At 41.5% G+C, this 12,625-nt stretch carries 13 protein-coding genes; 4 read left to right on the plus strand and 9 right to left on the minus strand.

Annotated features, from left to right (window positions below; all coding sequences use genetic code 11):
- Positions 1-81 precede the first annotated feature (81 nt).
- Positions 82-606 (plus strand): CbrC family protein, encoded by a 525-nt coding sequence (locus LCD32_RS13200; protein WP_017358334.1) that lies wholly within the window; start codon positions 82-84, stop codon positions 604-606.
- A 54-nt stretch (positions 607-660) separates the two neighbouring features.
- Here the strand turns inward: LCD32_RS13200 and LCD32_RS13205 are convergent, their stop codons facing one another.
- The 7 genes from LCD32_RS13205 to LCD32_RS13235 form a co-directional block, all read right to left on the minus strand.
- Entirely contained in the window at positions 661-843 is a 183-nt protein-coding gene (locus LCD32_RS13205) for a sporulation protein Cse60 (RefSeq protein ID WP_003217582.1), read from the minus strand.
- Positions 844-944: 101 nt separating this feature from the next.
- Positions 945-1,256, minus strand: a complete 312-nt coding sequence (locus LCD32_RS13210) for a rhodanese-like domain-containing protein (RefSeq protein WP_017358336.1) — start codon at positions 1,254-1,256, stop codon at positions 945-947.
- Positions 1,257-1,310: 54 nt separating this feature from the next.
- Entirely contained in the window at positions 1,311-1,994 is a 684-nt protein-coding gene (locus tag LCD32_RS13215; protein WP_224563971.1) for a YesL family protein, read from the minus strand.
- A gap of 24 nt (positions 1,995-2,018) precedes the next feature.
- Positions 2,019-3,308 (minus strand): Gfo/Idh/MocA family protein, encoded by a 1,290-nt coding sequence (locus LCD32_RS13220; RefSeq protein ID WP_224563974.1) that lies wholly within the window; start codon positions 3,306-3,308, stop codon positions 2,019-2,021.
- An 18-nt stretch (positions 3,309-3,326) separates the two neighbouring features.
- Entirely contained in the window at positions 3,327-3,851 is a 525-nt protein-coding gene (locus tag LCD32_RS13225) for a lipoprotein YteS (protein WP_224563977.1), read from the minus strand.
- The gene (locus tag LCD32_RS13230) at positions 3,848-4,960 is read right to left on the minus strand and encodes a glycoside hydrolase family 88 protein (protein ID WP_058213930.1); all 1,113 of its coding nucleotides are present in this window, start codon (positions 4,958-4,960) and stop codon (positions 3,848-3,850) included. The genes LCD32_RS13225 and LCD32_RS13230 overlap by 4 nt, the downstream gene beginning before the upstream one ends.
- Before the next feature lie 18 nt (positions 4,961-4,978).
- The gene (locus tag LCD32_RS13235) at positions 4,979-5,944 is read right to left on the minus strand and encodes an ABC transporter permease (RefSeq protein WP_008343019.1); all 966 of its coding nucleotides are present in this window, start codon (positions 5,942-5,944) and stop codon (positions 4,979-4,981) included.
- 231 nt (positions 5,945-6,175) lie between these two features.
- Here LCD32_RS13235 and LCD32_RS13240 point away from each other — a divergent pair, with 231 nt between their 5' ends.
- Positions 6,176-8,476, plus strand: a complete 2,301-nt coding sequence (locus LCD32_RS13240; protein ID WP_224563980.1) for a helix-turn-helix domain-containing protein — start codon at positions 6,176-6,178, stop codon at positions 8,474-8,476.
- Between the two features lie 35 nt (positions 8,477-8,511).
- Here LCD32_RS13240 and LCD32_RS13245 read toward each other — a convergent pair whose 3' ends face one another.
- Positions 8,512-8,883, minus strand: a complete 372-nt coding sequence (locus tag LCD32_RS13245) for a winged helix-turn-helix transcriptional regulator (RefSeq protein ID WP_008343017.1) — start codon at positions 8,881-8,883, stop codon at positions 8,512-8,514.
- A 148-nt stretch (positions 8,884-9,031) separates the two neighbouring features.
- Between LCD32_RS13245 and LCD32_RS13250 the strand changes: the two genes are divergently transcribed.
- Together LCD32_RS13250 and LCD32_RS13255 are read left to right on the plus strand one after the other, a co-directional pair.
- Positions 9,032-10,225, plus strand: coding sequence for an MFS transporter (locus tag LCD32_RS13250; protein WP_411908502.1), 1,194 nt, complete (start codon positions 9,032-9,034; stop codon positions 10,223-10,225).
- 13 nt (positions 10,226-10,238) lie between these two features.
- Positions 10,239-11,078 (plus strand): aldo/keto reductase, encoded by an 840-nt coding sequence (locus tag LCD32_RS13255; RefSeq protein ID WP_007501869.1) that lies wholly within the window; start codon positions 10,239-10,241, stop codon positions 11,076-11,078.
- Between the two features lie 44 nt (positions 11,079-11,122).
- Here the strand turns inward: LCD32_RS13255 and LCD32_RS13260 are convergent, their stop codons facing one another.
- Entirely contained in the window at positions 11,123-12,622 is a 1,500-nt protein-coding gene (locus LCD32_RS13260; RefSeq protein ID WP_060781309.1) for an extracellular solute-binding protein, read from the minus strand.
- Between the last annotated feature and the right edge of the window lie 3 nt (positions 12,623-12,625).

A 12,625-nucleotide genomic window follows, 5' to 3' on the forward strand; every position in this document is an offset into this window, starting at 1 on the left:
AATAATTGAAGATTGTCATGACATCGTGTATTCCGATAAAATAGTGTTGAATCATCACTTTTCTACATAATGGAGGTTTATATGACGTTACCTACGTTCAAGTACAACCCAGACCCAGTTTCATTACATGTAATTAAAAAAGAGCAGACGATATGCCCCGTTTGTGAGAAAGAACGAGATTATGTATATCATGGTCCTTTTTATTCTGTTGAAGACGTTTCTGGCATTTGTCCTTGGTGCATTAAAGATGGATCAGCTGCTCAAACATATAATGGAATGTTTCAAGACGATGTGAGTTGTGATGACGTCGATCATGAAGAATATATAGATGAACTGATCTACAGAACGCCGGGTTACCGCGGATGGCAGCAGGAATATTGGTTAAGCCATTGCGGGGATTTTTGCGCGATTGTGCAGTATGTTGGATGGAAAGAGATTGAGCATTTAGAGGAAGAACTCTCAGAGGATATTGAAGAGATTTGCAGCGGTGGACATTTCACAAAAGAGAACCTGAAACAATGGCTCGTGAACGGAGGAGACTTGCAAGGCTACCTCTTTCAATGCGTTCACTGCAAAAAGCATCGTTTACATATTGACGCTAGTTGATCATGTCAAAAGGACCTTTATTTTAGCCCTTTTTCTTCTTTTCAGCAGGTCCTTTTATTTTTTATATAAAATGAGCGCTGAAAAACAGTAGAGCTGCTCTCCTCCTTGCTCACAGATCACCGCCACATTGTATTTGATGTCAATAATTTGGTCGTCGTCCATCCCTTTTAAAAAAAGATTGATTTCGCTTTGCAAATCTTTCTCGTGTTCTTCATCAAATACAGCTACCTTCAGCACATATGCCACTCTCCCTTCTCTTGCTACTCTATTTTTATGCAAATAGAGACGGACATATGAACAAAAAAAGCCTTCCATCTTGTCGATGAAAGGACTTCTTTTTACAGCTTCGGTTTTGTTTCTCCTGTCCATGCAAGCATGCCGCCAACGACATTGGTTGCTTGATAGCCTTGGTCTTCTAAGAAATAGCAGACATTCTCACTGCGTTTACCAGAACGGCAAATAATATAATACTCTTGCGTCTTATCAAACGCATCTAGCTTCTCAGGAATATCGCCCATTCGAATATGGACTGCCTCTGGAATCATGCCTTCTGCTACTTCTTCATCCTCACGCACATCGACGAGTTGAATGGCTTCTTCTTGCTCTAGCTTTTGCTTTAATTCTTCTATTGAAATTTCTTTTACTGACACGACTCTCATCTCTCCTTTTAATCACGGTGACACCATTATAGCAAATCATACACGTCACTGCGTATTCACCCGCTTGGATTGAAGGAAAGACGGGAATCGTTTCTTCACATCAACTGCCGGCTGCTCGCTTTCAAACTCTATCTTTTTAAACACTTGATAGGCTAGCCACATGTGGCCATATGCGACAATGCTGATGCTAAAAAACGGCACGATCCCTGGCAAATAAGCAAATAGGATAAAGAGAATAGCCGAGAAAACGAGCATAGAGAGCGTATATTGCAAATACGAGATGCCAAGCAGAAGGGAAAATTTCAAATAAAGACGTTTTTTCCAATCATAATGAGCCAGCAGCGGAAAGATATAAAACAAGCTGACAATAAACAGAAAACCAAAGATATAGATCGCAAAGCGAAGCACGTGTAAAAACCAACTCGTTGGATAAATATAAGCAAGGTCTACATAAATAATCGTCCCGATGGTGACCAGCACCACTCCAATGACATTAGAGCGTACAAATTCTTCGCGGTATACTTTCCAAAAGGTTTGAAAGACGTTGACTTGCTCATGCCCTTGTATCCACTTTCTCATCACAGAAAATAACGCTGTTGTTGCAGGCATGAAGCCAAAGATTCCAAGCCCAAGTAAAGTGAACAAAAGCCATAACACATTCGTATAGGCGAGTCTCATCACCCACTCACACATACGCAGCATTCTGCTCATTGATCCATCATGATCCATCTCTCGTCCCTCCTCTCTTTCTCGTTACACCATCTCTTTTTGAAACAATTCTTCTATTTCAATCGGGCGTTTTTCTGCAACTGATCGCCACATGCCTTCGCCAAGTGCAATGGAATAAGCACCCGCCTCTGCTCCTGCCGAAATGTCATAAGGAATGAGCGGATCTTTTCCTAAAAATAAATCTGCTAATAATAGCGGATCTCCGCCTCCATGACCACCTGATTGCTTCACAACTTCAATCGTTTCTTTTCCACCAAACATCGGGTAGTATGCAATTGTCTGTTCAGGGAATTGAAAAGGGATTCTCGATGGCACATGAAACTCATTTGTTTCAATCCGTCCCTTCGTCCCGTTAATCGCAAGCCGGTAGCCTTCATATGGCGCTGAAAATTGAATCGAGTAACTTAACAAAGCCCCCTGATCATAAGCCACTGACGCCACATATGTATCCTCAATATCAATTTCTTGATCAAAAATACAGGCATCTGGGCGATAATTCGAGTATTGCTTTGACTGCTGCTCACCTGATTCAATATGGTCATCCTCCACCTTTGTGCGCTCTACCCGCGGATTCCACCTTGCTTCATAATGACAGGTATCTCTTACATGACAGGTTCCACAATATCGATTCTCTTCACCCTGCAAAGGATTCCAAGGACTTTCATCCCCATAATAATTCAGTGCGCCATAGGCAAATACTTGCTTCGGCTTTTGATCAATCCACCAGTTGACCAAGTCAAAGTGATGGGTCGATTTATGAATAGACAGACCGCCTGAATATTGACGCGAGCGGTTCCACCTTTTAAAATAACTGGCTCCGTGATACGTATCAATGAGCCAGCTTAACTCAACAGACGTGACCCTCCCAATCTTTCCATCTAAAATGAGCTCTTTTATCTTTCGGTGGAATGGATTGTAGCGATAATTAAAGGTGACGGTGACCTTCCCTTTGCTTTCTGCCTCTTTTTCCATCACCCGTTTGGCGTCTTTTGCTGTTGTGACCATCGGCTTTTCCGTTATGACATCCAGATCATGATCCAGTGCCTGCAGGATATATGTGACATGTGTATCATCTCGCCCCGCCACAATGACGATATCTGGTCTTGCTTCCTTCACCATCTGACCAAATGCATCCTCATGAAAAAATGAGACGCCCCTTAGTGATGGAAAACGCTCCTGACAAAGTGTATACCGCTTCTCATCTACATCTAGGAGCCCTGTAATCCTGTAATGCTCATTGAAATCCTCGGTGAGCGGTTTGATAAACATATTGAAAGCGCGGTGACTGAGCCCGCAAACGGCGACCCTTTTCACATTCCCCCACCCCTTTTTCTATTGGTTTTCACGAAGCTGCTTCATGAGAGACAGTGCCTCTTTAGATTTCTCCGCATACACAGGTATGAAGGCGACCATATCTCGGTGTAACCGAAAGGTATAGCCATTTAGCTGCTTCGTTCCTTTCTTGATTTGGACCGCATAATCGACTGTATTTCCCGTCTTTGCATCTTCTACCGTATATGGTCCTACCCCTTCGCCATCTACCCGCATCTCTTCAAGCAGCTGAAAGCTTTCAGGGTCATCATATGTTCTAAACATTTCTTCCGGGACAAACATCACGTCCCCCTCTTTTGCAGTTATTTCAACAAGAAGTTTTTCAGGAATTGCAGGGAAGATGTGAACGTCATATGTCTCCTGATTTGGTTGAAAAGCTTTCTCCACTAATTGGTCTTTCATTGCTTTTGACATGTCAGAAAAAATAAGGACATCAATCCCCTCTGTTTTCCCCTGACAGGCGGACAAATAAAAGGCAGCGATGAAACTTAAGAGCCATGCCGCAGCCCTTTGATGCCGCCTCATACCTTTTGAAACACAGACAGCTTTTCTAGTTCAGTTAACGCCATAATAAAAGCGCCTGCTCCATGCAAATCATTCGTGCTCCGCTCTCTGCCAACGTAATAGTCATAAAATCCCGCAGATGTTCCAATACAAATATCGTTCACTGTAAAATCGCCGTTGTCTTTTTCCTCCGTTTTATACTGAATCAATCCTTGATACGCTTTGACCACGTGATCAACATATCGAAGACTTACATATCCTTCATTCATGGCTTTTGCCATCGCATACATGAATAGACATGACCCTGAGCTTTCAAGCCAGTTGTCGCTATGACTTCCTTTATCAATGATTTGATGCCATAGACCCGTTTCGTCGTCCTGATATTTTGCCACACTTTCCAGCATATCTGTCAGTGTGTCCTTCCACACTTTTCGTCCTTCATGTCCTTCTGGTAAATCTTCGATCATATCGGCTAACGCAAGGACATACCAGCCAAAGGATCTTGCCCAAAATTCTGGGGAACAGCCCGTCTGTTGATCAGCCCATGGCATCACTTTCCGTTCATCCCATGCGTGATAGTAAAGGCCCGTTTTTTCATCTTTGGTATGCTTTCTCATGAGATGCTCTTGATGGATGACCATGTCCACCAGCTCCGATTCTCCTGTCAACTGGGCATACTTTAAAGCAAAAGGCCCACCCATATAAAGACCATCTAGCCACATTTGATAGGCATAATTGTCTTTATGCCAAAATCCGCCCTCAGACGTGCGATTCAGCGTCAGGTAAAGCCCCCGAAGCTTTTCTGCTGCCTTCACATACCGCTTCTCTCCCGTTCTTTCAATCAGCGGGAATAAAATGAGCCCTGCTTGAATGGCATCAAGCTCGTCTCTTCGGAATAACAGATTCCCATGGTCATCAATGAGTGAGTCTGCATAATTTTTCACATAATCAAAGTACGCCTCGTTTTCTGTTGCTTCGTAAAGCTTCATCACTCCGCAAAGGAAAACCCCTTGATGATAGTGCCACCTTCCAGCTGGCGGAAGTTCAATTGGTGTATACGCTTTCATTATTGTTTGTGCTAATTTCTCTGCATGCTCAAGCGGTGATCCCTTTTCAATCGATAAAGTCATTGGTCTTCATCTCCCCTTTTAATAAATCCCTTCTTCTCCAAACTTCTTCGCTAAACGGTTTGCCATCATGACCAAAATAAGTCCAACGGCTGCTTTAAATAAACCAACAGCGGTACTATAGCTGAATTGTCCTTGCTTCAGACCAGCTGTATACACATACGTATCAAAAATCTCTGCGACTTCCCTGTTGGTCGCATTGAGTAATAAATAGACATGTTCAAATCCAAGCTCTAATGTATCACCGATTTTTAAAATGAGCAGTACAACAATGACACTTTTAATCGCAGGAAGGGTGATGTGCCACATTTGTCTAAGTCTGCCGGCTCCATCCATTTTTGCTGCTTCATATAGCTGCGGATCTACTGCTGTAATCGCTGCAAGATAAATAATGGTTGACCAACCCGCTTCTCTCCAGATTACCTGCAAAATGTACATGGGTCTAAACCATTCTTGACTAAGAAGGAAGTTAATCTTTTCTCCTCCGAAGAAAGCAATCAATTCATTGATCAACCCGCCATCTACCGTTAACAAAACAAAAGATAAGGACACGACAATCACCCATGACATGAAGTGAGGAATATAAATCATTGTCTGAACAAATTTCTTAAACAGTGCCAATCTGACCTCGTTTAAAAGAAGAGCTAATAAGATTGGAATCGGAAAGAAAATCACGACATTCATGGCAAATAAAATGAGCGTATTTTTTAATAAGATGAAAAATGTTGGTTCTGTAAATAAGCGAATAAAGTGTTTGAAGCCAACCCACTCACTGCCAAGAATTCCGAGAAACGGCTGGTAATCTTGAAAGGCAATGATCAGCCCCCACATAGGGACATATTTAAAGACAAGAAAATAAAGGAGCCCTGGCAAAATCATTAAATACAGAAATTTTTGACTAAGTAATTGGTTAAGTAAGCGCTTTCTCTTTTCTTTTTTCAAAGCTGCCGCAGGCACACCCTTGGCAGTGACATCCTGTGTTTTCACAGATAAAGCCTCCCCTCATGCTGATGCATGTGTTAACTGTATCTTAAGGATGAAAAATCCGTCTACAATCATATCATCAGATCATATTTACTCAGGGGAAGCTACTCAAAACGTTACATAAAACATAAGAAAATGATCCTAATCTCAGAAAATGATTATTGACAAACCTACCAGATTTTTGGATTAATAAACTAAGGGGAAAAGATTGTTTCGTTTGAAATGGGGGGTTTTATGAAAAGAAAGCAGTATAAATTTTATTACAAGCTGGTGACGTTTTTTTTCGTGCTTAGTACGATTCCTGTTATTATTGTCGGTATTTTTTCTTATCAGCATTCGCAAAAAACTGCACTCGAAAATATTTCAAATGAAAAGCTGGACAGCGTCAAACAAACGCAATCCAATATTGAGCATATTCTAAAGACAGTAGATCATTCTCTCACTCACTATGTCAGTTCGCCGCCTCTCCTTCAAACACTGGCAGAACCTTTAAATCCAGATCAATTCCAACTTTATAATCAAGTCCAACAAGAACTGAATTACCTGCAAACCTTCGACACCGATCTCTCCAATATTACACTTGTTAGTAAAATGGAAGATTGGTATATGAACAATTCTGGTCTTTATCATGTCTCAAACGGGGATCAAGAGAAAGCGTTAACCTCTTACCTCAATATTCCGAGTCATTCCAGCTGGGCACTTGAAGAAAATAATCCACTTGTCTCAACAAAAGAAGGAAAGACATCCTTTTGCAAATACAATGTGAATTTAATCAAGCAGCTTCCAATGAACAGTGTCCAAAAAAAGGGGATCGCCGTCGCCAGCATTCCAAGCTGCGTGATTGCTGACAACATGCCTGACTTCTCTCAATCTGATAGTATGTTTGTCATTGATACAAACGGAAAAGTACTGCTACATAATCGAAAAGAACAAATTGGTGACTCGTTAAAAAATCAAGATTTCGTCAAACATGTCCTGTCACTTGAAGAACGATCCGGACAATTTGATATGAAAATCGATGAACTAAACTATCAAATTACGTTTCAAAAATCAGATTATAACGAATGGACATACTTATCCTTTGTCTCCATTCCAGAACTAAAGCAGCAAACGAAATCAATCGGGTGGATCACCTTTATTATTTGCTTTATTTTGTTAACGCTTTCATTATTATTTTCATGGTTTGGCTCTAGACACTTTTATAAACCGATTCGCTTATTATACGAATCCTTTGCACGTAATGAGTCGTTTTTGCATAAACAGCCTTTCCAAAATGAATTTGAGCTCATCGAATCGAGCATTAAACAAATGAAAGATCAAAACAATGATCTAGAAGAACGGATTGAACAGCAAGTGACACACTTACAGCAATACTTTATGGTGCGGCTGCTGCTTGGCAAGCTGACGGAAGAAGAGATTCACAACCGATTTCAAAGTCTAGGCTTTCCTCGTGACTGGTCCCATTTGTCCATGCTTGTGACCCAAATTGATACACTAAAAGGAACGCCGTATGAAAAAAAGGATGCAGACTTGCTTTTATTTGCGATAAATGGACTGATTGAGCAGATTATTCCGCTAGAGGAGCACCTTCAGCCGACCGTTGTCAATCAGCATCAAACGACGATTGTTCTCAATCAATCGAAGTCAGAAGAGGAATTTACTGAATATTTAAATCAATTAGCCGAAACAATTCAGCAGCGGATTGAGGAAGAGCTGGGCTTGTCGATCAGCATTGGGATCAGTCGCTCATTTAAAGAGCTCTCTATGGCCAAACATGCTTATATTGAGGGAAAAGAAGCCTTAAAATATAGGCTCAAGGCAGAGAAAAAATCCATTCTTTTATACGAGCACATTCAGCAAGGAAAGACGTTTAAGACTCATTTCCCAAAACAGCTGCAGCATGATTTATTTGATGCCATTAAAGCAGGCGATCAAGGCAAGGCAGATCACTATTTACATGTGCTTCTGCAATCCATTTTTTCTAAAAATGCTGGACCACATGAGTACCAGATTGCTCTCGCTCGTTTTTTAAACAATCTCATCGAGCTGATGCATTTGCTAGGCATTGAATTGTTTGAAGTCGAAGATAATAAAATGCTCTATGATACGATCTTTGAGTTTAAAACGTTTGAAGATACAGAAGCGTGGCTGAAACATGAGATCATTCGACCCATCATTGATCAGCTCGGCGCACGTGAAGACTCTCAATATAAAAATATCTCAGAGAAAATCATTCATATCATTCATCAAGAATTTGACTCAGATCTGACCTTGGACGAAATCGCTACACGCCTGCACTATAATCCAAATTATTTAAGTAGTATTTTTAGAAAAGAAATGGATATCTCCTTTAGTGAATATCTCTCGTCTTACAGACATCATGTCGCCAAAAACTGGTTGGTAGAGACGGATATGTCGGTGAAAGAAATTTCGGAAAAGCTAAAATACAAAAATCCGCAAAATTTCATCCGCTCCTTCAAAAAGCTGGAAGGCACGACACCTGGGAAATACCGTGATCAGAAAAAAGGCACATAAAGCAAAGTCCCGCTCTCACAAGAAGCGGGACTTTTTTATTTAAACTGTTCATTTAGGATACTGTCTTCCAGCACTGAAAGCGGCTCGCCATACACTCGTTCAATATGGGCTGCCCCCCAATCACATAACGCATTCAAAATTCGCTCAAGTGACTGTCCGTATTCACTTAATTCATACTCCACTTTAGGCGGCACTTGTTCATACACAATGCGGTTAATCACACCGTCATTTTCAAGCTCTCGCAGCTGCTGTGTGAGCATTTTTTGCGTGATATTTGGCATGAGGCGCTTCAGTTCACTCGTCCGCTTTTTCCCATGTGTTAAATGACATAAAATGACACACTTCCATTTCCCGCCGATCACTTCAAGCGTTGCTTCCACAGAGATATTATATTTCTTCTTTTCCAACGTCGCTTCACTCCTTTTGATGCTGTACAGGCACTTTTTAGTACCTATATTACAAAAAAGTACGTACTTTTTTTTCTATCATCTATGTTAGATAATAACTCTTGCCGATCGGCTTCGTCTATCAAAATGTCATGAAAGAAGGATGTGAATCACGATGCAAAACAAACAAAATCACTTTGCCCTTCTCGCACTAGCGATTAGTGCATTTGCTATAGGTACAACTGAATTTATCTCTGTAGGTCTTCTGCCGATGATCTCAGAGGACTTTGGCGTGAGTGTCAGTCAGGCCGGCTGGACCGTTTCTTTATATGCGCTCGGTGTTACCTTTGGCGCACCAATTCTAACCTCACTTACGTCAACAATGAAAAAAAAGACATTGCTTCTGCTCATTATGCTCGTCTTTTTGATCGGAAATACACTCGCCACGATTGCCCCGACTTTTTCTGTACTCTTAATCGGACGAGTGATTTCAGCCCTATCACATGGCGTATTTATGTCGATTGGCTCGACCATTGCCGCAAGCCTTGTGGTGAAAGAAAAGCGGGCAAGCGCTATTGCCTTTATGTTCACTGGTTTAACAGTCGCTACTGTGACCGGTGTGCCATTCGGTACGTTTCTTGGTCATGAGCTCGGCTGGCGGACGTCATTTGGTGTGATTGTCATGATTGGCCTAATCGCACTGATTTCTAACTATTTCCTTGTTCCGTCTCAATTGAAACAGGGCGTGAAAACAACGCTTAAGGATCAAGCAGCCTTATTAAAGTCGAAAAGAATGTTGCTTTTATTTGTCATTACTGCTACAGGGTATGGAGGAACCTTTGTCGTCTTCACCTATTTATCCCCTCTCTTACAGCATGTGACAGGTCTTGCGCCTGGAACAGTTGCCTTGATCCTGCTGTTATACGGAATGACCATCGCCGCTGGGAATGTCATTGGCGGAAAAGCAGCGAATAAACAGCCAATGAAGGCACTGATTTATATGTTTATCATTCAAAGTCTCATCTTGTTTATCCTTAGCTTTACTGCTGGATTTATGACACTCGGGATTGGAACTGTGATGCTGATGGGACTGTTTGCTTTCATGAATGTCCCCGGCCTTCAAGTTGCCGTCGTTGATTTTGCAGAAAGGTATACACCTGGAGCTGTCGACGTTGCTTCCGCTCTGAATATCGCTGCCTTTAATGCAGGTATCGCCATTGGTTCATTTTTAGGCGGCATCGTGACAGATACCCTTGGGCTTGTGCATACTGGCTGGGTTGGCGGCATCATGGTGCTCATGGCGGCTATACTCACGATGGTGAGTCATCGAATCGAACAAAAAGAATACAAACAAACCATGTAAAGGAGTCTTTCATATGAACGATTTACAAAGTACAAAAACATTAAACAACGGCGTCCGCATGCCAGGATTTGGTCTTGGGGTCTTTCAGGTTGAAGAAGGAACGGAATTAATTGAAGCTGTTAAAACAGCCATTCAATTAGGATATCGCAGTATTGATACAGCTTCTATTTACGGCAATGAAGAAGGTGTTGGACGAGGCATACAACTTGGTCTAGCAGAAACAGGCCTTCGCCGCGAAGACATCTTTGTGACATCCAAAGTGTGGAATGCCGATTTAGGATATGAAGCGACACTAAAAGCATACGAGGACAGCCTGAAAAAACTTCAGCTTGATTACCTTGATCTGTATTTAATTCACTGGCCAGTTGAAGGGAAATACAAGGAAGCATGGCGCGCGCTTGAAACGCTGTACCGTGAAGGAAAAGTCAGAGCCATCGGTGTGAGTAACTTCCAGCCGCATCATCTAGATGAATTATTGAAAGATGCGGACATCATTCCAGCGATTAATCAAGTCGAGTTTCATCCAAAACTCACGCAGGAAACCCTGTTTACGTATTTGAAAACACATGGCATCCAAATGGAAGCCTGGTCACCACTTATGCAGGGAGAGCTGCTGCACCACCCGCTGATCACGGAGCTTGCGGGCACATACAGCAAAACACCTGCTCAAATTATTTTGCGCTGGGATGTGCAAAAAGGCGTCATTACGATTCCTAAATCAACGAAAGCCCATCGTTTAAAAGAAAATGCCGATATTTTCGATTTTGTCCTATCTGATGAGGATATGAAGCGCCTGTCTGACTTAAATGAAAATAAACGAATTGGTCCTGATCCAGACAACTTCGACTTTTAATGAAAACACCCCCGCTTTTTACTAAGCGGGGGTCTTCATGTTCATCATTTTGATTTTTTAAAGGAAGTTTCATATTCTTCTATGATTTTATTTCCACCATTTGATTTCCACTTCTCTACATCTTTCTTAAACTGTTCTTCGTTGATATCACCAAGAATGAACTTATAGGTCGCATCATCGATGATTTTCTTCAATTCATTTCCTCGCTCTGATGCTGTTTCTGAATACAGGCTTTCAGCAGGGTTAGCGACAATGATGTTTTTATTGTCTTCTTCTAGCTCTTCATATTTTGTACGAACTGCATCGCCTTTATTTTTCAAGTAACGCTTATCAATCCCTACGAGGCTGACAAGCGGCTGTACATCTGTCTGCCAGCTTTTCACTTGGCTTTCTTCCCTCACAAATGTATTTCCATCTTGTTTGTTATAGTGCTTTCCATCAATCCCATACGTCATGAGACCATACACGTCTTCTTCTGCAATGCGGTCAAAGAAAGCCAAAATTCTCTTTAACTCTGCTTCTGATTTGACGCTTGTTTTAGGGAAGGCGAAGATGCCATTATGACCGCCTGATGCCCATACACGTTCTTTGCCATCTGGGCCTTTGATTCGGTTGATAATATCCACTTCCATGTTCTTATCTGTTGCATCATCTCTTAAGTTCACTGCATCTACCATATTTCCAACATAGATACCCGCTTTTCCTTGTGAGAACAATTCTTGCTGCTGCGTTTTGCTTGTGACTGGGAAGTCTTTGTTTATATAGCCGTTGTCACGCAGCTTTTTCATATATTTCATTGTATTCATATACTCATCCGTCATAAAGTCTGGCGTAAATTTGCCGTCTTCTTCTTTCCAATCTGTTGGCATTCCTTCATAAGAACCAAGCGTTTTAAATGCACCGTAAATCAAATCGTTACGGTCTGTAAAACCAATTGTATCGTCCTTGCCATTTTTGTTCGGATCTTTTTCAGTAAATGCCTTGGCTACTTCATAAAGGTCATCCAGCGTTTTTGGTGTATCCAAATTTAAATTTTCAAGCCAATCCTTTCGAATGACAATCCCTTGTCTTGAAAGTGGTCTCTCTCTATAAATGCCATAAAGCTTCCCATCGATAGAGGCATTTTTATTAATCAGTTCGTTCATCTTACTTAAATTTGGATAATCCTTTAAGTATGGACCGATTTCCCAGAACATGCCTGATCTAAACGCATTGATAGCAGATGAATTCTTAATGTCTTGAATCGTCACAATTTGTGGGAGGTTTCCTGCGGCAAGTGCTGAATTTAAACGGTCTTCTTTCACCGCATCAGGCACCCACGTAATATCAAGCTCTGTATTTGTGAGCTTCTCAATCTCTTCTAACACTGAATCTTTTGGCGGCTGCTGATGATACAAAATCGCCATCCATGTCAGTTTCACCTTTTTGTCTAAATCAACCTTTTCATCTGATGAGCTTGCTCCTTTACTTGAACAAGCTGACAGAATACCGCTTGCGGCAAATAACAAAACAAAGGCAATCAGCCATAATTTCTTTCTCCCCATAAG

Origin of the sequence: Bacillus sp. RSS_NA_20, assembly GCF_020165915.1 — a bacterium.
Classification (GTDB): domain Bacteria; phylum Bacillota; class Bacilli; order Bacillales; family Bacillaceae; genus Bacillus; species Bacillus altitudinis.

Bases quoted from the DNA above. Each gene is read 5' to 3' on its own strand.
- LCD32_RS13200 (WP_017358334.1), top strand. From the start codon at position 82: ATGACGTTACCTACGTTCAAGTACAACCCAGACCCAGTTTCATTACAT.
- LCD32_RS13215 (WP_224563971.1), bottom strand. From the start codon at position 1,994: ATGGATCATGATGGATCAATGAGCAGAATGCTGCGTATGTGTGAGTGG.
- LCD32_RS13225 (WP_224563977.1), bottom strand. From the start codon at position 3,851: ATGAGGCGGCATCAAAGGGCTGCGGCATGGCTCTTAAGTTTCATCGCT.
- LCD32_RS13230 (WP_058213930.1), bottom strand. From the start codon at position 4,960: ATGACTTTATCGATTGAAAAGGGATCACCGCTTGAGCATGCAGAGAAA.
- LCD32_RS13240 (WP_224563980.1), top strand. From the start codon at position 6,176: ATGAAAAGAAAGCAGTATAAATTTTATTACAAGCTGGTGACGTTTTTT.
- LCD32_RS13255 (WP_007501869.1), top strand. From the start codon at position 10,239: ATGAACGATTTACAAAGTACAAAAACATTAAACAACGGCGTCCGCATG.
- LCD32_RS13260 (WP_060781309.1), bottom strand. From the start codon at position 12,622: ATGGGGAGAAAGAAATTATGGCTGATTGCCTTTGTTTTGTTATTTGCC.